This is a genomic window from Methylobacterium sp. Leaf118 (assembly GCF_920984675.1).
In the GTDB taxonomy this organism is placed as follows: domain Bacteria; phylum Pseudomonadota; class Alphaproteobacteria; order Rhizobiales; family Beijerinckiaceae; genus Methylobacterium.
In genome coordinates, this window is record NZ_CAKLBV010000012.1 from 1 (window position 1) to 24,977 (window position 24,977).

The window sequence follows — 24,977 nt, forward strand, 5'->3', positions numbered from 1 at the left end:
GGAGAAGACGCCGGACCGATGACAGCAATCCCGGTGACGGAGAGGCGGGCAGCTCTGCCGCGCGACCGCGACATGGCCCGGACCGATCCGCGGGAGCGGGCCGGCCGGCGATCGGCGCGTCGCCCGGGCCGCGGCGCGGGCGAACCCGCATCCGCCGGCCCGTCGCCGCGCGCCGCGCGCGGGCTCGACGCCTTCACCTTCTTCATCGCCAACCTTCAGACCGGGTTCGGCCCGTTCCTGGCCGTCTACTTCACGCAGCAGAAGTGGACCCAGTCCGATATCGGCCTCGCGCTCACCGTCGGCAGCCTCGTCAGCCTCCTCTTTCAGATGCCGGGCGGCGCCTTCGTCGACGCCTCGCGCTCGAAGCGTTTCGCGGCGGGATTCTCGGCCTTCTGGGTCGGCGCCAGCGCGGTGATGCTCGCCGCCTTCCCGACCTACCTCGTCGTGATGCTCGCCATGGCGATCCACTCGGCGGCGAGCTGCGTGCTGACGCCCGCCATCGCGGCGATCTCGATCGGCCTCGTCGGCCATGCCCGCGCCGGCGAACGCCTTGGGCGCAACGCCAGTTTCTCGGCCCTCGGCAACGCCTTGGGCGCCGCCAGCATGGGCGCGGTCGGCTATTACCTGTCGAACGACGCGGTGTTCTTCCTCGCCGGCGCCCTCGTCCTGCCAGCGCTCATGGCCCTGTCCTTCATTCCGTCGGGGCGCGGGAGCCTCCCGGCCGCCGTCGGAGCCCCCAACCGGCCGCCCCCGGAGCCGGCGCCCGCGGAGGCCGGCGGGATCGGCGTCCTTCTCAGGAACCGGGCGCTCCTGTGCTTTGCCGCCTGCATGGTGCTGTTCTTCCTCGCCAACGCCGCCATGCTGCCCCTCGTCGGCTCGGTGATGACCCTGCGGGCGAGCGAGACCGCGACCGCCCTGATCGCCGCCTGCATCATGGTTCCGCAGGCGGTGCTGGCGGTGACCGCGCCCTTCGTCGGGCGCCTGGCCCAGAGCTGGGGACGCAAGCCCCTGCTGGTGCTGGGCTTTGCCGCCTTGCCGGTGCGCGGCCTGCTCTTCGCCTTCGTCAGTGATCCCTACTGGATGGTCGCCATCCAGGTGTTCGACGGCATCTCGGCGTCGGTGCTCGGCGTTATGGTCCCGCTGATCGTCTCGGACGTGACCCGCGGCAGCGGCCGCTTCAACATCGCGCTGGGCGCCGTGGGCACCGGGATGGGGATCGGCGCCGCCCTCTCCACGGCGCTCGCGGGCTTCATGGCCGATCATCTGGGCAGCCAGAGCACCTTCCTCGGTCTCGCCCTCGTCGGCGGCCTGGGACTCGTTGTGGTTCTGCTCATCATGCCGGAAACGCGCGAGCCGCGGGACGGCGCGCCGTGAGCGGCGGCCCGCGTCCTGGCGCGCCGAGTCCTGGTGCGCCGAGTCCTGGCGCCCCGAGTCCTGGCGCGCCGCGACCGGGACCGCGGAACGGTCCCGCCTTCGGACGATCGCGTCCGCGAGCCTTGACCTCGGGCTGCCGACGCGCTTGGGTCGTCGAGGCGCCGCACCACCCTCAAGTCCGGTTCAGCTTCACGGCGATATCTCGCGGGAAAGCGGTTCTCAGCTTGAAACATAAGGTGACGCTTCGCGTTGCGGTTAACGGGCGACGTCTACGTCCGACGGCCGTGCCTTGTGCCCCGCGTGTCCGATCGAATCGGGATTGACGATCGCGATGGAAGATCTCTGCCAATACGCCAACAGGCCGTGGACCTTTGTCGGGCGCTATCTCAAGCGCCGCATGGTCCCGCACCTCGTCATCCTGTTCGCTGTCCTCGGAGCCGTCACCTTCTCCGTCTCGACCGATTACGCGCTCAAGGGCGTGGTGGACGCGCTGGGCAAGGGGCCGAGCACCGGGCAGGTCTGGACGGCGTTGGCGCTCCTGATCGCCTTCATCGCCGCCGACAACCTGCTCTGGCGCGTGGCCGCGCTCGTCGGGGCCTTCACCTTCGTCGGCGTGACCGGCGACATCCGCCGGGACCTCTTCCGCCACATGACGGGCCACGCCCCGTCCTTTTTCGCCGACCGCCAGCCGGGCACGCTCGCCTCGCGCATCACGGCGACCTCGAACGCGATCTTCACCGTCGAGAACATGTTCACGTTCAACGTGATGCCGCCCTGCGTCGCGGCCGTGCTCTCGATCATCTATATCGGCACCGTCAATCTCACTATGGCGCTGGTGCTGGCCACGATCTTCACCGCCGTCGTGATGCTGATGTTCAAGATGGCGTCCGCCGGCAAGCCGCTGCATCACGACTTCGCCGCCAAAGCCGCGAGCGTGGACGGCGAGATGGTCGACCTCGTCGGCAACATGCCGCTCGTGCGCGCCTTCTCGGCCTTCAACCGCGAGTTCGTGCGCTTCGACGGCACCATCGGCACCGAGATGCGGGCGCGCCGCTCATCGCTGATCTATCTCGAGAAGCTGCGCATCACCCACGCCATCCTGACCGTGCTGTCGATCCTCGGCCTGCTCTACTGGTCGATCAAGATGTGGGAGGCGGGCCAGGCGACCACCGGTCAGGTCGTGCTCGTCTGCACCCTGGGCATCCGCATCCTCGCCGCGACCCGCGACCTCGCCGTGGCGCTGGTCGACGCGACCCAGCACACCGCCCGCCTGTCGGAGGCGTTGCACACGCTGCTCCAGCCGCATGAGCTGGTCGATCATCCGGAAGCCGAAACCCTCGTCGGCCAGACCGGCGCCGAGATGCATTTCGACCATGTCGCCTTCAGCTATCCCGACGGACGCACGGTCTTCTCCGATTTTGACCTCCTGATTCCCCCGGGTCAGACGGTCGGGCTCGTCGGCAAGTCGGGCGGGGGCAAGTCGACCCTGTTCTCCCTGATCCAGCGCTTCTACGAGGTGCAGGGCGGGCGCATCCTCATCAACGGGCAGGACATCAACCGGGTCACGCAGGAGAGCTTGCGCGAGGCCATCACGGTGGTGCCGCAGGACGTGTCGATGTTTCACCGCTCCCTTCGCGAGAACATCCGCTACGGCCGGCCCGACGCCTCCGACGAGGATGTCTGGAAGGCGGCCGAGGCGGCCCATTGCACCGACTTCATCCAGTCGCTGCCGCAGGGATTCGACACTATCGTCGGCGATCGCGGCGTGAAGCTCTCGGGCGGTCAGCGTCAGCGCATCGCCATCGCCCGCGCCATCCTGAAGGATTCGCCGATCCTGCTCCTCGACGAGGCGACCTCGGCGCTGGACGCCGAATCCGAGGAGGCGATCCGGGCCGCGCTCGCCAACCTCATGAAGGGGCGCACCGTCATCGCCATCGCCCACCGGCTCTCGACGTTGAAGGACTTCGACCGGATCGTCGTGCTCGAAGGCGGCAAGATCGTCCAGGACGGCTCGCCGGAGAAGCTGACCCATCTCGACGGGTTCTACCGCGAGCTGATGAAGAAGGAATCGATGTCGATGGCCCTCGCCGCGGCGTGAGGACCGATACGGCGCGGGCCGGGGTGACCGGACCCGGCCGCTGCCGCGACAGGACCTCCGGGAATACCGCGCGAGGACGGCGGTGCGGTCCCTCCGCGCCTTGACCTGATCGTGGAAGCCCGGCGCCGAGCCGAAGCGACGCGAGAGCCGAGGGGCGCCTCCCGTTTCCGCAATCCAAACATCATCTCAGGCGCGCGATCTCAGGCGCCCGCGCGCGGGGCTCTTCGGCCCGGCATGACCCCGGCCTTGGCCGGCGCGTCCGGCCGGCGGTCTCGGTCCCCTCCGGCCTCCACCAATCCAGGTGCGGCCCTGACAAGCTATGGCCCCGGCGCGGTAACGCTATGACAAGCTTCGGCTTGCGGCGCAGGGCCGCCATTCCTAGTCTTTCCTCTCGCGACGAGGCCGGATGCCACGGCTTCGTCCACGAAAGTCCCGCGCGCACAGGGCCCTGAAGCACCGTGTCCGATCAGCAATTCGCCAGCGACAATTATGCCGGGATCTGCCCGGAGGCTCTGGCCGCGGTGGAAGCCGCCAATGCCGGTCACGCTCCGGCCTACGGGGCCGACCCGTGGACGCAGCGGGCGGCAGACGACATCCGCCGCCTGTTCGAGACCGATTGCGAGGTCTTCTTCGTCTTCAACGGCACGGCGGCGAACTCCCTGGCGCTGGCCGCCCTCTGTCAGTCCTATCACAGCGTGATCTGCTCGGACGCGGCGCATATCGAGACCGACGAGTGCGGCGCCCCGGAATTCTTCTCCAATGGCTCCAAGCTCCTGGCGGTCCCGACGGAGGATGGGCGGCTCACACCCGAGATCGTCCGCGCCACCGCGCTGAAGCGCAGCGACATCCATTTCCCCAAGCCCAAGGCGGTGACGATCACCCAGGCGACCGAGACGGGCCGGGTCTACCAGCCCGACGAAATCGCGCGCCTCTCGGAAACCTGCCGCGCCCTCGGCCTGCATCTGCACATGGACGGCGCCCGCTTCGCCAATGCCTGCGCCTCGCTCGACGCCTCCCCGGCTGCGCTCACGTGGAAGGTCGGGGTGGACGTGCTGTGCTTCGGCGGCACCAAGAACGGCATGGCGGTGGGCGAGGCGGTGATCTTCTTCGACCGGGCCATGGCGGAGGATTTCGGCTACCGCTGCAAGCAGGCGGGCCAGCTCGCCTCGAAGATGCGCTACCTCGCGGCTCCCTGGGTCGGCATGCTGGAAAGCGGCGCTTGGCTCGGCAATGCCCGCCACGCCAATGACTGCGCCCTCCGCTTCGCCGCGGCCATCGCCGACATTCCGGGTGTCTCGCTCGCCGCTCCGGTCGAAGCCAATGGGGTGTTCCTGAACCTCGCGACCTCGGTGCAGGAGCGCCTGCGGGATCGCGGCTGGCTGTTCTACAGCTTCATCGGCGGCGCAGCCCGCTTCATGTTCGCCTGGGACTCGGATCCGGCCCGCGTCGAGGCGCTCGCCCGGGACATTCGCGCCTGCGCCCTGCCCGCCGCGGCCGCGGCCGCCTGACGGTTCAGACGAGGTAGCCGATCGTGGTGGCCAAGGCGGTGGCGACCGTCGCGAAGGTGATCGTGGTCGAGTTCACCAAGAAAAGGCCGCGGCTGGCGACAGTCGGCTCGGAATCCTCGGTGCAGCCGAAGGCTTCGCCCGCTGCGCGCTCGAGGCGCTGAAGGGAGAGGTGTCGCGCTTGCGCGGCGGCCGTCGTCATCGGGCTGTCTCCCTGGGGCAAAGCTTTGCGGTGGCAACGCTCGGCCCGTGCGATATGTTCCGCCCCCGCTCGGCGGCGGCGGCAGGTCAGTCGTCGTGAGAGACGTTTAACCATCCTCCTGCATCACTCCGATGACGGCCGCCGCCTTCCGGGCCCACTCCCGCTGGTTTGAACACCGGCGGCGAGGCGTGCGATGGTGGTCGCGTGCGACCGGCGGCCCTTTTTGTTTTCGGTTTGTTCCGGTACAAGGAGCTATGAAAGCCCATGCTGCCCGACCGAAGCCCGACTCCCGGAGCCGTCGCGTGAGCGATCCGGCGCGCGACCTCTTCGGACCCGGAGCACGCGGCGCGGCGGGGGCTCCCTCCGCGGCCGAACGGCTGCGCGCGGTGCCGCCGGCCCCTGTCCCGGCTCCTGCCCCTGTCCCAGCTTCTGCCCCCGCGGCGGAAGCCGGCTACGACGCCTCGGCCATCGAGGTGCTCGAGGGGCTCGAGCCGGTGCGGCGCCGGCCCGGCATGTATATCGGCGGCACCGACGAGCGGGCCCTGCATCATCTCTTCGCCGAGGTGATCGACAATTCCATGGACGAAGCGGTCGCGGGCCATGCGAGCTTCATCGAGGTGGAGCTGGAGGAGGCTGGCAGCCTCGTCGTCACCGACAACGGCCGCGGCATCCCGGTCGATCCGCATCCGAAGTTTCCTGGCAAATCCGCGCTCGAGGTCATCATGACCACGCTGCACGCGGGCGGGAAGTTCGACTCGAAGGTCTACGAGACGAGCGGAGGTCTGCACGGCGTCGGCATCTCGGTGGTCAATGCGCTGTCCGACGTGCTGGAGGTCGAGGTCGCCCGCAACCAGACCCTCTATCGCCAGACCTTCTCCCGCGGCCACGCGCAAGGCGGCCTGGAGACGGTCGGGCGCGTGCAGAACCGGCGGGGCACCCGGGTGCGCTTCCACCCCGACGCGCAGATCTTCGGCTCGCTGAAGTTCGACCCGCGCCGCCTGTTCAAGATGGCCCGCTCCAAGGCCTACCTGTTCGGCGGCGTCGAGATCCGCTGGCGCTGCGCCCCGTCCCTGCTGGAAGGCCTGGAGGGCGTGCCGGCGGAGGCCGTGCACCGCTTCCCCGGCGGACTCTCGGACTATCTCGCCCGCGACATCGAGGGGAAGGACCTCGTCCTCGACACGATCTTCTCCGGCAAGATGACGAAGCCGGGCTCGCACGGCTCGCTCGAATGGGCGGTGGCCTGGACGGTCGCCGATGACGGCGTCTCCCATTCCTACTGCAACACGATCCCGACGCCGGAGGGCGGCACCCACGAGGCGGGCCTGCGCGTCGCCCTGCTGCGGGGCCTGCGCGAGCATGCCGAGCGCGTGAACCAGGCCAAGCGCATGACTGCCGTCACCACCGACGACGTGATGGCGACCTGCGCCTCGATGCTCTCCGTCTTCATTCGCGAGCCGGAATTCCAGGGCCAGACCAAGGACAAGCTCGCCACCGTCGAGGCCTCCCGCATCGTCGAGACCGCGATCCGCGACGCCTTCGACCATTGGCTCGCCGCCTCGCCCGCCCAGGCCAACAAGCTGCTCGACTGGGTGATCGACCGGGCGGAGGAGCGCCTGCGCCGCCGCCAGGAGAAGGAGGTCGCCCGCAAGTCCGCCACCCGCAAGCTCCGCCTGCCGGGCAAGCTCGCCGATTGCTCGGCGGCCGGCACCGCGGGCTCCGAGATCTTCATCGTCGAGGGCGATTCGGCCGGCGGCTCCGCCAAGCAGGCCCGCGACCGCGCCACCCAGGCGGTCCTGCCGTTGCGCGGCAAGATCCTGAACGTGGCCTCGGCCAGCCGCGACAAGCTCGGCGCCAACCAGCTCATCTCCGACCTGACGCTGGCGCTCGGCTGCGGCACCGGCGCGAATTTCCGCGAGGGGGATCTGCGCTACGACAAGGTCATCATCATGACCGACGCGGACGTGGACGGCGCCCACATCGCCTCGCTGCTGATCACCTTCTTCTATCGGCAGATGCCCAAGCTGATCGACAAGGGGCACCTCTACCTCGCGATCCCACCGCTGTACCGGATCAGCCAAGGCGCGAAATCGGCCTATGCCCGCGACGACGCCGACAAGGAGCGGGTCATCAAGACCGTGTTCAAGAACGGCAAGGTCGAGATCGGCCGCTTCAAGGGCCTCGGCGAGATGATGCCGGCGCAGTTGAAGGAGACCACGATGGACCCGAGGAAGCGCACGCTCCTGCGAGTCGCGGTCCTCGACGAGGCCCGGGAATCGACCGGCGATGCGGTGGAGCGCTTGATGGGCAACAAGCCGGAGGCGCGGTTCGCCTTCATCACCGAGCGTGCGGCCTTCGCGGACGGGGCGGAGCTGGATATCTGATCCCCTCTCCCGTCCTGCCGCCGGACGGAACGCGAGGGGGATCGTCCTCCGATCCCCCCGCCTCACTGATCCGGGCTCCGCTTGATCAAAGCGGAGCCCGGATCAGGCAAGCCCGCGCGGCGTTTGAGCGAAGCCCAAATCCGCCATCCCGAAGGGATCAACCGGACTGGGTATGAGACCCGCCTGAGCGACGGCCTGCCGGTTAGGCCGGCTCGGCGGCCCTCGCCCGCTCCACGATCTCCACGATCTGCCCCGCCTTCAGGTGCAGCACCCGGTCGGCGGCGCCGAAGTAGCGGTCGTCGTGGCTGATCACGACGAGGGTTCGTCCGCTGCGGCGCAGCTCCGGCAGGATCTCCTCGTAGAAGCGTCGCCGGAAGGTCGGATCCTGCTCGGCCGCCCATTCGTCCAGCACGAGGATCGGGCGCCCTTCGAGCGTCACCTGCACCAGGGCGAGGCGCTTGCGCTGGCCGGTCGAGAGATCGGTGGTGGAGAAGCGTCCCTGGTCGATATCGACCTTGTCGGTGAGGTCCAGCTGGGCCAGCATCGGCCGGACGGCCTCCGCATCGGCGCCTCCGGTGGGGGCCAGCTCGTCGAACAGATGGTAGTCGAAGAAGATCGCCGAGAAGTGCTGGCGATAGGCGTCGCGCGTCTCGGCCGTCACCGGGACGCCGTCGAGCAGGATGGTGCCCGTCTGCGGCGGATAGAGGCCGAGCAGCAGCTTGATCAGCGTCGTCTTGCCCGAGCCGTTCTCCCCGACGATGAACAGGATCTCGCCGGCGCGAATCGTCAGGTCGATCGGACCGAGGGTGAAGGGGGGCTTGCCGCCCGCCGACGGGAAGGCGTGGGTCACGCCGCGCAGGCTGACCTCGCGGATGGCCCGTGCGGCCTGCGTCGATGGGGCCGCGAGCAGGCCGGCCTCCGCCTCCGCTCCCTCATCCGTGAGCTCGGCGATGCGCCGGTAGGCCAGCTGGGCCTGCCCGATCATGGGCGTGAAATGGATGAGCTGCGAGATCGGCCCCTGAATATAGAGCAGAACGAGGACGAAGCCGGAGAGTTCGGCGCCGCTGAGGCCGGCCAGGATCTTGTAGGCGATCAGGCCGGCAAACAGCAGGAAGTTGGTGGTCTGGCTCAGCGTCGACATCGACTGCTGGACGACGGTGTTCCGCGTCGTCAGCTGGCGCCACTCTTCGATACAGCTGTTCAGAGATACGTTGCGAAGATGAAGCCGGCGTTCGCGGCCGATGCGCAGCTCCTTGGCCGCCTCCGTCAGGGCGAGATAGTGTTTCTGGGTCGCCTCCCGATTCGCGCGCATCGCCTCGAAATGGCGGAGCATGCGTCGGCGCAGGACGTTTTCGCCCAGGCTCTCGACGATCAGGACCGCGGCCGTCACCGCCGACAGGGCCGGTGATAGGGTGATCATGTAGATGCTGCATCCGATCAGGGTCCCGGCCGCGACCACGACCGGCGAGAGGAACGAGATGGCCGTGTAGATTTCGTGCACGTCGTGCTGGAGGGAGGCGAGAAGCCTGTGCCGGCCCAGGCGCTCGATCCGTGCGATCGGCGCGGCCAGGATCTTGTCGGTCAGGTCGCGGCTGAGCGCCGCCTGGATGCGCCCGCCCGCATAGGTGTTGCCGACGCTGGCCGCGAACGTGCCGACGATGCTGAGGACCGTGAACCCGGCAAAGCCCAACAACACGCCTTCGGCGAGCGCGCCCTCGCCGTAGAAGGCCTCGTTGATCTTGGCCAGAGCCGCGGCCGTGGCGAGACCGCCGACGGAGCCCAGCGCCGTCGCGACGACCACCAGCGGCCAGACCGGCCGCAGCAACCGGATCGCGTCTTTCCTGAAATGACGAAGGATGATGCCGTCCCGCTCCATGCCAACCGGCTCCTCTGGGCAGGGCCGCCGCCTGCTGCGGCGCCCGGACCTGGGCAGTAACGACCGGTTTGGACGGGGTGAAATGCCGATCCGGCGCAGGCGCCCCTCCGCGGGAATGGGTTGTACAAATCCTCGTTTTGACGATGATAGAGTAGGGAGTTGCGCTTCACCCGATAAGCAGTCTTGGGCGCGGAGAGGCCCTACGGCTTGGCCCCGACGCTCACCACCGGCGTCGCCTCCCGGTCCCCCACGATCATGATGAGCATGCTCTGCGCCATGCTCGCCCGGCCGGCCTCGTCGAACGTGATCCCGGGCCGGCCGTCCTCAGGCTGTTCCAGGCGGGCAATCGTGTCCCGCACGATGGCGACCGCGCCCTCCACGATCTGGCGGCGGGCCGCGATGATGGCGCCGGCCTGCTGACGCTTGAGCATCGCGCCGGCGATCTCCGGGGCGTAGGCGAGATGCGTGATCCGCACCTCCTCGACCACCAAGCCCGCCACCGCGACCCGCTGGCCGAGTTCGGCGATGAGGTCGGCGTGGATCGCGTCGCGGTCGGCCCGCAGCGAGGCGACGCGGGTGGCCCTTTCGGCGAGCCGGCGCTTGGCGTCGCCCGCCTCCTGGCCGAGGGTCTCGGCTTCCTCGTGGTCGTAGGGGCGGGTCGAGGCGATGTTGCGCAGCGCCGCCTCGGCCTGGAGCGAGACGAAATCGCGGTAGCTGCCGACGTCGAAGGTGGCGCGGGCCGCGTCCTGCACCCGCCAGATCGCGGCGGCCGCGATCGTGATCGGGTTGCCCATCAGATCGTTGACGGTGATGATCTTGGTCTCCTGCGCCTCGGTGGCGAGGGAGACCCGGGTCACGGCGGTGAGCGGGTTGCGCCACCAGAAGCCGTCGCGGGCGATGGTGCCGTGGTAGCGCCCGAACAGGGTCAGCACCGCCGCCTGGCGCGGCTTCAGCGTGAGGAGGCCGGCGAGCAGCACCAGCGCCGCCAGCATCGCCAGGGCCGCCCCGAGGGCGAAGACGCCGCCGACGGGCCCACGGGCGAGCACCAGGCCGATGCCGCCGAGGAAGGCGGGCGCGCCGAGGACGAGGCAGACGAGGGCGAGGCCGAGCGCCCACCAGCCGTTCAACGCCCGATAGGGCTTGTCCCCGGTGATGCGCGCCTCGGCCATGCGCCTTCCCCCACGTGGATCGTTTGCCCAGTGGGTCTACGGGGAATTGGCGGCCGAGCCCAGCGGTGGCCGGTTGAAGACGGCGAGGCCGGTTCGGGCCGTCGTCGATCGACGCATCCCGAGATCAGTCCGGGGCCGCGCCGCGGAACACACCCGTGATGCGCGCCTGTCGGGCCGGTCGCGGCCGGTCATGCAGTTCGGGTCACCTCCGGCGCCCCGGACCGACGCCCGTCGCGGATGCACGCAACGGCGCGCACGGCGCTCGCGCGTCGTGGCGGAACGCTGTCGCGCGCAAAGTCACCTGACTGTCTCTCCCAAAGCTCCCGCTCCGCCATCGGGTCTGCCGGGGAAACCGGCGGCGAACGGGAGCAGTGTGAGGCGCTCTTATTCCGCCGCCTGCCGGTGCAGGCCGATGCGGCGCCAGATCGTCGACAGGGCGTCGACGAGGTGGTCGATGTCGGCGTTCGAGTGCAGGGGCGAGGGCGTGATGCGCAGGCGCTCGGTCCCGCGGGGCACTGTCGGGTAATTGATCGGCTGGACGTAGATGCCGAACTCGTCGAGCAGGCTGTCGCTGATCGCCTTGCACAGCACGGGGTCGCCCACCATCACCGGCACGATGTGACTGCGGTTGGCCAGAACCGGGATGCCGGCCGCGTCGAGGGCTTGGCGCACCCGGGCGACCCGCTCCTGGTGCCGGGCGCGCTCGACGCCGCTCGCCTTGAGATGCCGGATGCTGGCGGCGGCGCCCGCCGCCACCGCGGGCGGCAGCGAGGTGGTGAAGATGAAGCCCGAGGCGAAGCTGCGCACGAAGTCGCAGAGCCGCGCCGATCCGGTGATGTAGCCGCCATGCACGGCGAAGGCCTTGCCGAGGGTGCCCTCGATCACGTCGAGACGGTGGGCGAGCCCCATCCGCTCCGAGATGCCGCCGCCCCGCGCCCCGTAGAGCCCGACCGCGTGGACCTCGTCGAGATAGGTCAGCGCCCCGTGCGCCTCGGCCACGTCGCAGATCTCGTCGATCGGCGCGATGTCGCCGTCCATGGAATAGACCGACTCGAAGGCGACGAGCTTGGCCCGTCCGGGCTCGATGAGCGAGAGCTTGCGGTCGAGATCCGCCGGGTCGTTGTGGCGGAAGATCTGGCGCTCGGCGCGGCTCGAGCGGATGCCCTCGATCATCGAGGCATGGTTGCCCTCGTCGGAGAACACGACGCAGCCCGGCATCTTCGAGGCCAGGGTCCCGAGTGCGGCCCAGTTGGACACGTAGCCCGAGGAGAAGATCAGCGCCGCCTCCTTGCCGTGGAGGTCGGCGAGCTCCTGCTCCAGCATCACGTGGTAGTGGTTGGTGCCGGAGATGTTGCGGGTGCCGCCCGCGCCCGCGCCGCAGCGGTCGATCGCCTCGTGCATCGCCCGCAGCACCGACGGGTGCTGGCCCATGCCGAGATAGTCGTTCGAGCACCAGACCGTGACTTCGCGCTCGCCTCCGGGGCTGTGGTGGGTGGCGTAGGGGAAGCGTCCCGCCTGCCGCTCGAGATCGGTGAAGACCCGGTAGCGTCCCTCGCGGTGGAGCCCGGCGATCGCGCTGTCGAAGAACGCTTCGTAATCCATGCCCGTCCTCCCGATGCCGCGGCTCTGGCGTCCGCATGCGGCCAATCGTTGGTCTCAAGCAGCGTCCGGGACATCGCGTCCGAGGCGATCCTCGAGGTCTCAGTGCGACATCGGCGGCTGTCCGCGCGTCGGTGTCCGACGCGCGGGCCGATGCTTCATTCCCCCGGGGCCCTGTGGGCTTCCGGGGTATCGGCGGCGACGGGCGCGCGTCCCGGCAGGCTCCAGTTCCACAGGGCTGCCGAGGGCAGCGGCAGCATCAGGAACCAGTGTTCCAGGGTGGCGAGCGCCGCGAGCGTCGCGACGAGGGTCAGGCCCACCATCCCGTCCGGCGCCGCCTCGGGCGCGAGCGCCGCGCGGGCGAGCAGCACGGTTGCCGCCGTGCCGAGGCTCACCGAGACCGGGAAGAGCGGGTTCATCAAGCGCCGGTTCAGGTAGCAGGCGAGGTAGCCGAGATGGGCGGGCAGGAACTCGGCGTGCAGGTTGCGCACGCCGAGGAACAGGTTGAGCCGGGCCGAGGCGTTCGCCAGGACCAGCAGCCCGTAGGTCCAGAGCGCCACCCGGTTGTCCTGCCCCCAGGTCAGGCAGAGGATCGCCAATCCGCCGAGCAGGATCGCGAATTCGTGCCAGAGGCTGGTGGCGAGGGCGGCGAGGAACCGGTCGAACCCGCGCACGGACGGCGCGCAGGCGGCCGGTTTCGGCCCCGAGACGAAGCCCATGTAGTAGCTCATCTCCTGCCAGCCCCAGACCGCGACGGCGGCGGTGAAGGCCCAGTAGGCGCCGGTCTCCGTGGTGTCGTCCGCGCTCGCGCCGATCGCCCAGAGCGCCCCGACGAGCACGAGGCTCGCCGCGACCATGCTGCGCGGATGCGTGCGCCGCGGCCGGTGCTGGAGGATCAGCACCAGCCCGGTCGCCGCCCACCAGAGCAGGACGGCGAAGAGCGCCGGGGCGACGAGAGCGCCCATGCTACCAGACCGGCCGGAGGCGGATGTCGGCCGGCATCGCGTTCTCCTTCACCGGCAGCAGGTAGAGCCGCACGAAGGTGGCCGCCGCGACCACAGCCTGGCCGGCATGTTTCAAGCGCCCACCGATGCCGCCCTGCGCCTTGGCCTCCGCGATCTTCTCCGAGCAGACGAGCAGCCGGTCGAGCCCGGCCTTGAAGCGCGGATCGTCGATGTCGAGGGTGATCGGGAAGGTCTGCTTCGAGATCTCGGAGGTGATGCGGAAGACCTTGAAGTCGTAGTCGGTCGGATCGACTCCGAGTGCCTTGTGGAAGGCCGGGCGGCAATGGTCGCGCACGTACATCGTCGCGAAGACCGCGAGCAGGAAGAAGCGGATCCAGTAGCGGTTGACCCCCTCCGTCAACTTCGGGTTCGCCCGCATCAACAGAGCGAAGGCCTCGCCGTGGCGGAACTCGTCGTTGCACCACTTCTCGAACCACTTGAAGATCGGATGAATCCGCCGATCGGGGTTGCGCTCGAGTTCGCGGTAGATGGTGATGTAGCGGGCGTAGCCGATCTTCTCGGAAAGGTAGGTCGCGTAGAAGATGAATTTCGGCTTGAAGAAGGTGTACTTCTTGGACTTCGTCAGGAAGCCGAGATCGACACCGATGCCAAAATCCTTGAGCGTGTCGTTGATGAAGCCGGCGTGGCGGGCCTCGTCGCGGCTCATGAAGCCGAACAGCTCCTTGATGTCCTTGTTCTTGGCGCGCTTGCGCATCTCGGCGTAGAGCACGCAGCCCGAGAACTCGGCAGTGATCGAGGAGACCAGGAAGTCGAGGAACTCCTTCCGAAGCTCGGGATCCATGTGCGAGAGGTCGCAGTCGAACTCCTCGTTGCGCACGAAGTGGCGCTTGTTCGGATCCTGGCGCAGCTCCTCGATCAGGATGTCCCATTCGCGCCGCACCGGCTCGACGTCGGTCTTGTCGAGTTCGTCGAAATCGGTCGTGTAGAAGCGCGGGGAGAGGAAGGTCGTCTCCTGGGCGGCCTTGGTCGATTCGTTGACGGGGTGGCGCGGGACGGGGTTACCCGCCGGGGGCTGGACGTTGGCGTTCACAGCTTCCTCCGTTCGGAAAAGCTCACCTCGTAGAGCTCGGTCAGCTCCAGGTGGCCGATCAGCTTGGTCCAGGCCCGCTCCAGCTTTCCGGCGCGGGTCACGGTGGCGGTGCGGCGCACGGTGATCCGTTCGCCGTAGGGCACCGCGGTCGGGGCATCGTGCACCTGCACCTCGTCGCCGGGCTCGATGTCGAAGCCGGCATCCAGGGTGACATGAGCGTGAAGGCTCTCGGGGGTCTGTTCGATCTCGACGGTGCAGGGCACCTCGACCACCGTTCGGCCGATCCAAGTCATAGGGGCGCCTCCCATCAGCGCGTGGTCCCGGCGCTCAGAAGGCGGGCGAAAGCCTCGGCATTGATGGCGCCGAAGGCTTCCAGCGCGACACGGCGCCCGGTTGCCCCATCCTCCAACGCCAGGGTCCCGTTGTCGAATCCCGTGAGTGTGAAAGGCGCCTCCGGTCCGAAACCTTCCCGCTGGCGGGCCTGGGCGAGGCCGCGCAGGGTGCCGCGCACGAAGCCGCCCTCCCCCGGGGCGACCCGGCCCACGAGCCGGCCGTCCTCGGCGGCGCGCAGGTCGATGGCCCCGTCCGGCTGGTCTTCCGCCCGGAAGGCGAGCCGCGCCACCGCGTGCGCCGGAGGCAGCGCGGTGAGGCCGACGCCCTGGCTGCGGCCGAACTGGATGGCGGCCACCGTGGTCCCGATCAGGGCGATGACGGCGACGACGCCGAGGGTTTGCGGCGAGCGGCGCGGGCGCGGGACGATCCGCAGCGGCTTCTCGACGGGCAGTGCGACGGGCATGATCCTGGCCTCAATGCGAGCCGGCGGCGGCAAGGCGGCCCGGCCTCGGCTCGGGACGCGTTGCTGCGACGGCGGGGAGGGTCGCCTCGCCGCGTCCGCCCACGCGCTCGGCGAGCGCCTGCGACAGGAGGGCGGCGACGGCGGCGGCGTCGGGCACCGAGCGCAGCATCGGCTCGGGCCGGCTCACCTGCCAGGGCCGCGCATGCGGCCACAGATGCAGGTAGGCGACTCGCTCGCCCGGGGGCAGGCGCAGCGGAATATCGCCGCTGCCGTCGGCGAAGAGGTGGAGGCCCGCCGCCTCGATCTGCTCGTGCGGCAGGTTGAGGGTGATCGGCAGGGCGATGCCGATATGCAGGACCACGCGCCGGTTGGTCACGGTATAGACCGTGGTGCGCTGTACGAGCCACGAGAAGAAGGCGAGCAGGCCGACCGCGCCGAGCCCGATCAGCAGGGTCGGTCCGGCCGCGGCGAGGGCCGCCGCGGGCGTGCCGGCCGAGGCGGCGGCAATGGTGATCAGCACGGCGACGCCGCCGAACCACGCCATCACCAGCCGGGCGTGGAAGGCCCGCAGCAGGACGCCGCGGACGCCCGGCGCGCCGCGCCACAGGATGCGCTCGCCCTTCGGCAGGGGGCCGGGCAGGCCCCTCAGGGTGCCCTCAGGCAGGAAGTCCGATTCGCTCACGGGACGATCCTCGCAGATTGGACCTTCGGAGGTGGGAGACTAGAGGATCGGCTCCTGGCGGCCCGGCGTGGCGTAGAGCGTGCCGGCGCCGTAATAGGCCATGATCCGTTCCTCCTCGCGCAGGGTCACGGAATCCGGATCCTTGGTGCCGGGCACGTCCGCGAACTGGGCGGCCAGGATCGCTTCGGTTTTGACGGTGTGGGTGAACAGGCTGGTGGAGCAGAAGGTCGCCGGCATCAGCACCCGACGTCCGCCCACGCCCAGCTCGACCTCGTAGTAGCGCACCATGGATTCGCCGCGGTCGAGCCAGAGGTCGGTGACCGTGCCGGCCACGTGCCGGTCGGCCCCGAACACCGTCATGCCGATCGGGTTCGGGCCGTCCTCGTGGACCACGAAATGGTCGGCGACGCGCAGGGGAACGATCCGGTACTGGCCGTCCCAGGTGCGGTCGTGCTCGTCGTGGCGGGCGACCCACGAGCCCGGACCGACGCTCGTCTGGAGCGAGGCATCGTCCGGGTAGTAGGGCGCGCCCGGCCAGGGCTCGCGCTTCGAGGCCGGCACCGCGGTCTCGTAGGCCACGTTGGTCTGCGGCGCGTAGGTGGTGTGCCCGCTCGAGAGGCGGAACGCCTTCGGGGTCGGGATCAGGATCGGATCGGGCGATTTGAGCCGCCCGGCCGCTTCGTTTTCCAGCGGGTAGCCCTCGCGGCGGTCCTCACGGCGCAGGTAGAACACGAGACCTGCGAAGAAGAACCAGAACGCGTAGAGCGTGACCTGCGCGACGTCGATGTAACCGGTGATCTCGCCTCTGGGCATGGCAGGCCTCCCGATCAGGTGGGGCGGTTGACGAGGGGGTCGAACGAGCCGTGGCGCCTTCCCTCGGGGCGGCCGGTGTCACGGGCGTCGGCGCGCACCAGCGGGCCGATCGCCACGAGCGTCGCGAACAACAGCGCGATTTCGACGTGGTAGACGATGAGGTAGCCGATCGCCGGCTCGTTCATGCCCTCGCCGAGCACGCCCGATTGTGCGATCGCCGCGCCGGCGTCGCGCAAGATGCCGCTGGCGGCGATGGCGGTGCCGGCGGCGGTGGCCTGCACCGCACCCCAGGCGCCGAGCGCGAGCCCGGTCTCCTCGGGCGTCGCCTTCGCCATGGAGGCGGTCAGGGTGCCGTGGGCGAACAATCCGCCGCCGACGCCGATCAGGGTCACGCCCGCGGCGAAGAGCCGGGCCGAGGCGAGCGGAGCGGCGAAGACGACCGCCGAGAAGGCGATGATGCCGATGACGCTGCCGAGGGCGGCGACCCGGTAGGGATCGCCCCCGCGGGCGAGCCAGCGCGCCGCTGCCACGAGGCCGAGCCCGCCGCCGGCAGCGAGCATCGCCGTGAGCGCCGTGGTCTGGCCGACGGTCAGTCCGAGGATCTGCCCGCCATAGGGCTCGAGCAGGATGTCCTGCATCGAGAAGCCCGCCGTGCCGAGCCCGATGGCGACGAGGCGGCGCTTGGCGGTGCTCTCGCCGGCATAGCCGTGCCAGGATTCCGAGAAGCTCGGGCGCGGCGCCGCCTCGCGGGTCCGGCTCGGGTCGCGCGCCTCCTGCTTCCACAGGGCGATGCCGTTGAGCACGAGGGTCACGAGGGCCGCACCCTGGATCACCTGGATCAGGCGCACCGGGGAGAAGTGGGCGAGCGCCAGCCCGAACAGCACGGCGCTTCCCATCATGCCGACGAGCAGCATGGCGCAGAGCAGGGCGACCACCTTGGGCCGGGCATGGGCCGGGGCGAGATCGGTGGCGAGGGCGAGGCCGACGGTCTGGGTGGTGTGGAGCCCGGCGCCTACCAGCAGGAAGGCGAGCGCGGCGGCCACGTGTCCGACCCAGAGCGGGCCGGTGGTGTCGCCTGACAGGATCAGCAGGGCGAAGGGCATGATCGCGAGCCCGCCGAACTGCAGCAGCGTGCCGAACCAGATATAGGGCACCCGCCGCCAGCCCAGCACGGACCGGTGGGTGTCGGAGCGGAAGCCGACCAGCGCGCGCAGGGGCGCGAACAGCAGCGGCAGGGACAGCATCACCGCCACGATCCAGGCCGGCACCGCCAGCTCGACGATCATGACCCGGTTGAGCGTGCCGATCAGCAGCACCGCGGCCATGCCGACGGTGACCTGGAACAGCGACAGCCGCATCAGTCGCCCGAGCGGCAACTCCTTCGTGGCCGCGTCGGCGAAGGGCAGGATCGCCGGGCCGAGGCGCAGGAGGGCCTGCGTGAGGGCGAGGCCGGACTTCATGCGCGAACCCCTCCCCCCGCGGTGGGGGACGGGGGCCGGATGCGGGTCAGCTCGACCGCGTTCGACAGGTAGAACCCGCTGTTCACCCGCCGCGTCCGTCCGACGGAGAAGCGCTCCAGAACCGGCTCCCGGGCGATGCGCCGCCGCAGGCCGCCCTCGGTGATCGGCACGATGGCCGGGGCCCGATCGGCCTTGGGGAAGAGCTTGCCGGCCGCGTGCATCAGGGTCAGCAGGGCGGTGCGCGGCGCCACCGTGAAGACGAGGCTGCCCTCGGTGCGCAGGGACAGTTCGGCCAGCGCCCGGACGATGTCCGGCGCCTGGTAATGGATCAGCGAATCCATCGCCACGACGTGGTCGAAGCGGCCGAGCCACGGATCGAGCATGTCGCCGACCTTGAAGTCGACCGAGCCGGGACCGGGGATCTCCGGCAGGCGCTCGCGGGCGAGGCCGACGAGCGTCGGGGAGACGTCGATGGCGGTCACGGTGGCGCCGCGCCGGGCCGCCTCCACCGCGAGCGCCCCGGTGCCGCAGCCCGCATCGAGCAGTCGCAGGCCGGTGAGGTCGGCGGGCAGCCACTCGACCAGGGTCGCCCGCATGGCGTCACGCCCCGCCCGAACCGTCGCGCGGATCTTCGAGACCGGTGCGTCGGAGGTCAGGCGCGACCACGCTTCGACCGCGGTGCGGTCGAAATAGGTTTCGAGCTGGGTGCGTCGGGTGAGGTAGGGCGTGCTCATCAGGCGAACCGATCAATCGAAGCCGAGGAACTCGAACAGGTCGCGGTCCTTCATCGGCGCGGCCTCGCAGGGATCGCCGCCGGCCCACAGGGTCTCGGCCAGGCGCATGTACTCGTCGGTGACGGCCTTCAGCTCGGGGGTGGGATCCATCTCGAACAGCGTCGACTTCTTGAGGCGCGAGCGGCGCACCACGTCGAGATCCGGGAAATGGGCGAGGCGCTTCAGGCCCACCGCCGCGTTGAAGCGGTCGATCTCGTCGGTCTTGGCCGAGCGGTTGGCGATGACGCCGCCGAGGCGCACGCCGTAATTCTTGGATTTGGCGTGGATCGCCGCGATGATGCGGTTCATCGCGAAGATCGAGTCGAAGTCGTTGGCGGTGACGATCAGCGCCCGGTCGGCATGCTGGAGCGGCGAGGCGAAGCCGCCGCAGACCACGTCGCCGAGCACGTCGAACACCACGACGTCGGTGTCCTCGAGGAGGTGGTGCTCCTTGAGGAGCTTGACCGTCTGGCCGACCACGTAGCCACCGCAGCCGGTGCCGGCGGGCGGTCCGCCGGCCTCGACGCATTTCACGCCGTTATAGCCTTCGACCACGAAATCCTCGGCCCGCAGCTCCTCGGAGTGGAAGTTCACCGATTCGAGGGCGTCGATGACCGTCGGCGCGAGGCGCTTGGTCAGGGTGAAGGTCGAGTCGTGCTTGGGGTCGCAGCCGATCTGCAGGACGCGCTTGCCGAGCTTCGAGAAGGCGACCGACAGGTTGGAGGAGGTGGTGGACTTGCCGATTCCGCCCTTGCCGTAGACCGCGAAGACCTTTGCGGTCTCGATGCGGTCTGAGGGGTCGAGCTCGACCTGAAGGCTTCCGGCCTCCCGAAGCGGGACGGGATTGCGAATGGCGATGTTCATGCCGCGACTCCTGCGGTGACTCCGGAAACGACCCCTTCCAGCCGGTCTTCCAGTTCCTCCTCGGCACGGTCGAGCGCGTCGCGCGTCGCCGCATCGGGAGTCCAGAAGCCGCGACGGTGGGCCTCGATCAGTCGGCTCGCGACGCGGGCGCAGGCCGTGGGGTTGAGGGCGGCCATGCGCTCGCGCATCTCCGTGTCGAGCACGAAGGTCTCGGTGATGCGCTCGTAGATCCAGGGCTGCACGGCGTTGCTGGTGGCCGACCAGCCGACCGTGTTGGTCAGGGTCGCCTCGATCTGGCGCACGCCCTCGTAGCCGTGGCCGAGGAGGCCCTCGTACCATTTCGGGTTGAGCATCCGGGTGCGGGTCTCCAGGGCGACCTGCTCGTCCAGCGAGCGGACCTTGCCCTCGCCGCGGGTCTGGTCGCTGATGAAGATCGGCACCGCCTCGCCGCGGGCGCGGGCCACTGCGCGACCCATCCCGCCGAGCCCGTCGAAGTAGTGATCGACGCTCGTGACCCCGAGCTCGACCGAGTCGAGGTTCTGGTAGGCGAGATCGACCTTGGCCAGCACCGCCCGCATCAGGTCGCGCTGCGGCGCAGGGCGCCCGGTGCGGCCATAGGCGAAGGATTTCCGGCGCGAGAACGCCTCGCACAGCTCGTCCTCGTCGTCCCAGCGCCCGGATTCCACGAGATGGTTGACGTTGGAGCCGTAGGCGCCTTCGGCGTTGGAGAAGACCCGGAGCGCCGCCGTCTCCATGTCGCAGCCCTGCTCGGCCTGGATCGCCAGCGCGTGCTTGCGCACGAAGTTCTGGGTCACCGGCTCGTCCGCGGTCGCGGCGAGGAAGCTCGCCTCCGCCAGCAGCTTGGTCTGGAGCGGGAGCAGGTCGCGGAAGATGCCCGAGAGGGTGACGACCGCGTCGATGCGCGGGCGACCGAGCACATCCAGCGGCACCAGTTCGGCCCCGGCGAGCCGGCCGTAGCCGTCGAAGCGGGGCGCCGCGCCCATCAGCGCCAGCGCCTGGGCGATCGGGCCGCCCTCGCTCTTCAGGTTGTCCGTCCCCCACAGGACGAGGGCGACGCTCTCGGGCAGGGCCTTGCCTTCCGAGCGGTAGCGCTCCAGCACCCGGCCGACCTGCCGGGCGCCGTCGGCCATCGCGAAGGCCGAGGGCAGGCGGTAGGGATCGAAGCCGTGCAGGTTGCGGCCCGTCGGCAGGATGGCCGGATTGCGCAGCAGGTCGCCGCCCGCGACCGGGGGCACGAAGCGTCCGTCGAGGGCCCGCAGCAACGCCGGGATCTCGTGATCCTGTGCCAGCTCCCGGTCGATCCGGGCCAGGTCCGCGAAGGCGGAGCGACCGGTCTCGTCGAGGGGCAGGCCCGCGGCGTTGAGCGCCTCGTTGAGGGCGGCGCCCTCGATCAGCCGCTCGATCCCGGCCCGGGCCGGCTTCAGCCCGTGCGAGGCTTCCGCCAGGGCCAGGAGAAGGTCGACCCGCTCGGCCTCCGGCACGCCCTCGCCGACGACGTGCAGGCCGTGCGGGATCAGGGTCTGCTCGAGTTCGGCCAGTGCCGTGCCGAGAGCCGCGACCCGGGCCGGCACGTCGCTGTCCCAGGCGGGCTCGGCCGCCACGAGGTCGAGGGCCGCCCCTTGGGTCTGGATCAAAAGGGCGAGCGTGCGCCGCTCGGCGACCGCTTCCGGCTCCAGGGCCCGCCACCGCTCGACCGAGGCCTTGAGGTCGATCAGGCCCCGATAGAGACCCGCCGCGGCGAGGCTCGGGGTCAGGTAGCTGATCAGCGTCGCGGCGGAGCGCCGCTTGGCCAGCGTTCCCTCCGACGGGTTGTTGGCGGCGTAGAGATAGATGTTGGGCAGGTCGCCGATCAGCCGCTCGGGCCAGCAGGAGGCCGACAGGCCGGTCTGCTTGCCGGGCATGAACTCGAGCGCCCCGTGCGTGCCGAAATGCAGCACGGCGTCGGCGGAGAAGTCCTCGCGCAGCCAGCGGTAGAAGGCGCAGAAGGCGTGAGTCGGCGCGAAGCCGCTCTCGAACAGCAGCCGCATCGGGTCGCCCTCGTAGCCGAAGGCGGGCTGGACCCCGACGAAGACGTTTCCGAACTGCGCGCCCAGCAAGAGGATGTCGGCGCCGTTGCTCTGGTGGCGGCCCGGGGCCGGCCCCCACTGGGCCTCGATCTCGGGCAGGTAGGTCTCGCGGCGCACATGCGACTCGGCCGAGACCCGGGCATGGACGTTGGCGAGCGTGCCGTAGCGGGCGGCGTTGCCGCCGAGGATCTTCTCCCGCAGCGCCTCGACGCTCGCGGGCACCTCGACGTCGTACCCGTCGGCCTTCAGCCGGCGCAGGGTGTTGAGGAGCGAGGCGTAGACCGAGAGGAAGGCCGCGGTGCCGGTGGCACCGGCATTCGGCGGGAAGTTGAACAGGATGACGGCGAGGTGCCGCTCCCGCTTCGGCTTCCGGCGCAGGCCGACCAGCCGCTCGACCCGGTCGGCGAGGCGCGCGGCGCGCTCGGGATGCACGCGCATGTCGCGGGCATTGGCCGGCCCGGAGGCCGAGGAGCGTCCGCCGAACACCATCGGCGCGGTGGCGCCGTCGAGTTCGGGGATCGCGACCATCATGGTCGCTTCGACCGGGGACAGGCCGCGCTCGCCCGCCTCCCACTGCTCGATCGTCTGGAATTCGAGCGCCTGGGCGGCGAGGTAGGGTACGTCGAGCCGCGCCAGGATGGTCTCGGCGGCGGCCGCGTCGTTGTAGGCGGGCCCGCCGACGAGGGAGAAGCCGGTGAGCGAGACCAGCGCGTCGATCGCCGGCCGGCCATCGCGCATGAAGAAGGCTTCGACCGCGGGGCGGTTGTCGAGCCCGCTGGCGAAGGCCGGCACCACCGACAGGCCCCGGGCCTCGAGGGCGGCGATGACGCCGTCGTAATGGGCGGTGTTTCCGGCGAGCACGTAGGAGCGCATCAGCAGCAGGCCGACCCGGCCCTTCGCCCGCGGCTGCACCGGCACCCGGGACAGATCAACGCCGACCCGGCCCGGAAGGCCCGGATGGTAGAGGCCGGTCTCGGGATAGTGCTGGGGCGCGGGCGCCGCGGCGATCTCCCGCCAGACGGCGCGCGGACCGGCGGCGTAGCGCTGGACCAGGAAGCGAACGAGGCTCGCCACGTTCTCGTCGGAGCCCGCGAGCCAATATTGCAGGGTGAGGAAATAGGCGCGCACGTCCTGGGCCGAGCCCGGGATGAAGCGCAGGATCTGCGGGAGCTTGCGCACCACCGACATCTGCCGCGCGGCATTGCCCTCGGCGCCGGGCTTGCCCCGCAGCTTCTTCAAGAAGTCGAGGGCGGAGCGCTTGCCGCCGCTCATGTCGAAGCGGTTGAGCCGGGTGGTGCGCACGACCTCGGCGGCCGAGAGGCAGCCGACCATCGCGTCGCAGCTCGCGCGCCGGGCCTGCAGGGCCGGCAGGATCGCCCGCACGTGCTCGTCGAGGAAGAGCATCGCCGAGACGACGATGTCGGCCCGGGCGATGTCCGCCTCGCAGGCGGCGAGGGCGCCCCGGTCGGTCTCCCACTCCGCGGCGGCGTGGAAGCTCAGGGTCAGTCCCGGCATCTCCCGGGCGAGCCGCAGCCGCGCCCGTTCCACCGCGCTCGCCAAGTGATTGTCGAGCGTGACGATGGCGATGCGGATGTCGGGCCTAGCGGCCGAAATGCGCTTTGGCATCGTAAAGGGTCTCGAGGGTGATGAGCGGGAGCTGCCGCTCGCGGGCGAAACGCTCGGTATTGGCGCGGGCTTTGCCCCGCACGAAGAACGGGATCTTCCTCAGTTCCTTCTCGGCATCGGGCGCCCAGGGGGCGGGGTGGGCCGCCGGCTGGGGCATGGCATGGATCGCTTCGGCCTCGACCCGGATCGGCGCGGGCGCGGTGGCGGGCGGTGCGGGCTCGGTCAGGGGCTCGGGCAGGGGCGCGGTCGCTTGCGCGGGCGCCGAAGCCTCCGCGCTCCGGGCCGGCCCGTGCCCGAGATGGGACGGCGCGGCGCCGTTGTGGAATTCCGAATCCTCGCGGAACATCCCGAGGAGATGCTCCTCCAGCCCCATCATCAGGGGATGGACCAGGGTGTCGAACAGGACGTTGGCGCCCTCGAAGCCCATCTGCGGCGAGTGGCGGGCCGGGAAGTCCTGCACGTGGACCGGCGCCGAGATCACCGCGCAGGGGATGCCGAGCCGCTTGGCAACGTGGCGCTCCATCTGCGTGCCGAGCACGAGTTCCGGCTGGGCCGCCTGGATCGCCGCCTCGACGTCGAGGTAATCGTCGGAGATCGTCGCCTCGATCCCGTGCAGAGCCGCCTCCGCCCGGACCTCGCGGGCGAATTCGCGGCTATAGGTGCCGAGGCCGACCAGCTTGAAGCCGAGTTCGCGCGCGGCGACCCGGGCGATGCCCAGCGCGTGGGTGGCGTCGCCGAAGACGAAGACGCGCTTGTCAGTGAGGTAGGTCGAATCGACCGAGCGCGAGTACCAGGGCAGGCGCGAGGGCGCGCCGGCCAGGATCGGGGCCGGATCGAGCCCGGCGAGCGCCGCGACCGCCTCGACGAAGCGGGTGGTGGCGCCGACGCCGATCGGCACGATGTCGATGAAGGGCTGGCCGTGCGCCTTCTCGAGATACTGCGCGGCGGCCCGCGCGATCTCGGGATAGAGCACGATGTTGAAGTCGGCCTCTCCGAGGCGCCCGAGATCGGCGGGGCTGGCGCCGAGCGGCGCCACCACGTTCACGGCGACGCCGAGGGTCTCCAGGAGCTTCGTGACCTCGATCAGGTCGTCGCGGTGACGGAAGCCGAGCGCCGTCGGTCCCAGGACATTGCAGACCGGGCGCCGCCCGTCCCGCGGGGCACGGGTGACCGGCGCTCCCGCGAGGGTCCGGACCAGCCGATAGAAGGTCTCGGAGGCGCCCCAGTTCTCTTTCTTCTGGTAGGCCGGCAGCTCCAGCGGGATCACCGGGATCGGCAGGTTGAGCGCCTTGGCGAGCCCTCCGGGATCGTCCTGGATCAGCTCCGCCGTGCAGGAGGCGCCGACGATCATCGCCTGCGGCTGGAACCGCGCGTAGGCCGCCGCGACCGCGTCCTTGAAGATCGCCGCGGTGTCGCCGCCGAGATCGCGGGCCTGGAAGGTCGTGTAGGTGACGGGCGGGCGCTTCGCGCGGCGCTCGATCATCGTGAACAGCAGGTCGGCGTAGGTGTCGCCCTGGGGCGCGTGCAGCACGTAGTGCAGCCCCTCCATCGCGGTCGCGATCCGCATCGCGCCGATATGCGGCGGTCCCTCGTAGGTCCAAACGGTGAGTTGCATCG

19 protein-coding genes are annotated in these 24,977 nt (G+C 70.1%); 4 read left to right on the forward strand and 15 right to left on the reverse strand.

Translation table 11 applies throughout. The annotated features are described in order from the left end of the window. The first annotated feature begins 18 nt into the window (after positions 1–18). The 3 genes from LW587_RS07330 to LW587_RS07340 all read left to right on the forward strand — a co-directional run bounded on the left by LW587_RS07330 (position 19) and on the right by LW587_RS07340 (position 4,980). Positions 19–1,374 carry an MFS transporter gene (locus tag LW587_RS07330; protein ID WP_232628935.1) on the forward strand — a complete coding sequence of 452 codons (1,356 nt, stop codon included), beginning with the start codon at positions 19–21 and terminating at the stop codon, positions 1,372–1,374. A gap of 331 nt (positions 1,375–1,705) precedes the next feature. Further along, positions 1,706–3,472 carry an ABC transporter ATP-binding protein gene (locus LW587_RS07335; protein WP_232628936.1) on the forward strand — a complete coding sequence of 589 codons (1,767 nt, stop codon included), beginning with the start codon at positions 1,706–1,708 and terminating at the stop codon, positions 3,470–3,472. Positions 3,473–3,930: 458 nt separating this feature from the next. Beyond that, a complete protein-coding gene (locus LW587_RS07340) occupies positions 3,931–4,980 on the forward strand; it encodes a threonine aldolase family protein (RefSeq protein WP_232628937.1) in 1,050 nt (349 codons plus the stop codon). Positions 4,981–4,984: 4 nt separating this feature from the next. On the opposite strand, the gene LW587_RS07345 is transcribed toward LW587_RS07340, so the two are convergent. Continuing rightward, the gene (locus tag LW587_RS07345) at positions 4,985–5,179 is read right to left on the reverse strand and encodes a hypothetical protein (protein WP_232628938.1); all 195 of its coding nucleotides are present in this window, start codon (positions 5,177–5,179) and stop codon (positions 4,985–4,987) included. A 302-nt stretch (positions 5,180–5,481) separates the two neighbouring features. On the opposite strand from LW587_RS07345, the gene parE reads away from it, so the two are divergent. Next, positions 5,482–7,560, forward strand: coding sequence for a DNA topoisomerase IV subunit B (parE, locus tag LW587_RS07350; RefSeq protein ID WP_232628939.1), 2,079 nt, complete (start codon positions 5,482–5,484; stop codon positions 7,558–7,560). Between the two features lie 202 nt (positions 7,561–7,762). Here parE and LW587_RS07355 read toward each other — a convergent pair whose 3' ends face one another. The 14 genes from LW587_RS07355 to bchB all read right to left on the reverse strand — a co-directional run bounded on the left by LW587_RS07355 (position 7,763) and on the right by bchB (position 24,975). Beyond that, positions 7,763–9,436, reverse strand: a complete 1,674-nt coding sequence (locus tag LW587_RS07355) for a cyclic peptide export ABC transporter (RefSeq protein WP_232628940.1) — start codon at positions 9,434–9,436, stop codon at positions 7,763–7,765. Positions 9,437–9,636: 200 nt separating this feature from the next. Continuing rightward, the gene (locus LW587_RS07360; protein ID WP_232628941.1) at positions 9,637–10,605 is read right to left on the reverse strand and encodes an SPFH domain-containing protein; all 969 of its coding nucleotides are present in this window, start codon (positions 10,603–10,605) and stop codon (positions 9,637–9,639) included. 384 nt (positions 10,606–10,989) lie between these two features. Beyond that, positions 10,990–12,207 carry a 5-aminolevulinate synthase gene (hemA, locus tag LW587_RS07365; RefSeq protein WP_232628942.1) on the reverse strand — a complete coding sequence of 406 codons (1,218 nt, stop codon included), beginning with the start codon at positions 12,205–12,207 and terminating at the stop codon, positions 10,990–10,992. Between the two features lie 155 nt (positions 12,208–12,362). Continuing rightward, positions 12,363–13,169, reverse strand: coding sequence for a putative photosynthetic complex assembly protein PuhE (gene puhE, locus LW587_RS07370; RefSeq protein ID WP_232628943.1), 807 nt, complete (start codon positions 13,167–13,169; stop codon positions 12,363–12,365). A 1-nt stretch (position 13,170) separates the two neighbouring features. Next, positions 13,171–14,259 (reverse strand): magnesium-protoporphyrin IX monomethyl ester (oxidative) cyclase, encoded by a 1,089-nt coding sequence (gene acsF, locus LW587_RS07375; RefSeq protein WP_232628944.1) that lies wholly within the window; start codon positions 14,257–14,259, stop codon positions 13,171–13,173. Further along, positions 14,256–14,552, reverse strand: a complete 297-nt coding sequence (locus tag LW587_RS07380) for a hypothetical protein (protein WP_232628945.1) — start codon at positions 14,550–14,552, stop codon at positions 14,256–14,258. Before LW587_RS07380 ends, acsF begins: the two co-directional genes overlap by 4 nt. Positions 14,553–14,566: 14 nt before the next feature. After that, complete coding sequence (gene puhC / locus LW587_RS07385) at positions 14,567–15,055, reverse strand: photosynthetic complex assembly protein PuhC (protein WP_232628946.1); 489 nt, start codon at positions 15,053–15,055, stop codon at positions 14,567–14,569. Between the two features lie 10 nt (positions 15,056–15,065). Continuing rightward, positions 15,066–15,737: a photosynthetic complex putative assembly protein PuhB gene (gene puhB, locus LW587_RS07390; protein WP_232628947.1), complete on the reverse strand. Its 672-nt coding sequence runs from the start codon at positions 15,735–15,737 to the stop codon at positions 15,066–15,068. A 39-nt stretch (positions 15,738–15,776) separates the two neighbouring features. Beyond that, positions 15,777–16,550: a photosynthetic reaction center subunit H gene (gene puhA, locus LW587_RS07395; RefSeq protein ID WP_232628948.1), complete on the reverse strand. Its 774-nt coding sequence runs from the start codon at positions 16,548–16,550 to the stop codon at positions 15,777–15,779. A gap of 14 nt (positions 16,551–16,564) precedes the next feature. Next, complete coding sequence (locus tag LW587_RS07400; RefSeq protein WP_232628949.1) at positions 16,565–18,010, reverse strand: BCD family MFS transporter; 1,446 nt, start codon at positions 18,008–18,010, stop codon at positions 16,565–16,567. Then, entirely contained in the window at positions 18,007–18,744 is a 738-nt protein-coding gene (bchM, locus tag LW587_RS07405; RefSeq protein WP_232628950.1) for a magnesium protoporphyrin IX methyltransferase, read from the reverse strand. Before bchM ends, LW587_RS07400 begins: the two co-directional genes overlap by 4 nt. A 12-nt stretch (positions 18,745–18,756) precedes the next feature. Beyond that, positions 18,757–19,647 (reverse strand): ferredoxin:protochlorophyllide reductase (ATP-dependent) iron-sulfur ATP-binding protein, encoded by an 891-nt coding sequence (bchL, locus tag LW587_RS07410; RefSeq protein WP_232628951.1) that lies wholly within the window; start codon positions 19,645–19,647, stop codon positions 18,757–18,759. Continuing rightward, on the reverse strand, positions 19,644–23,360 hold the full coding sequence (locus LW587_RS07415) for a magnesium chelatase subunit H (protein WP_232628952.1): 3,717 nt from the start codon (positions 23,358–23,360) through the stop codon (positions 19,644–19,646). Before LW587_RS07415 ends, bchL begins: the two co-directional genes overlap by 4 nt. Beyond that, positions 23,335–24,975 (reverse strand): ferredoxin:protochlorophyllide reductase (ATP-dependent) subunit B, encoded by a 1,641-nt coding sequence (gene bchB, locus LW587_RS07420; RefSeq protein ID WP_232628953.1) that lies wholly within the window; start codon positions 24,973–24,975, stop codon positions 23,335–23,337. Before bchB ends, LW587_RS07415 begins: the two co-directional genes overlap by 26 nt. Positions 24,976–24,977 lie beyond the last annotated feature (2 nt).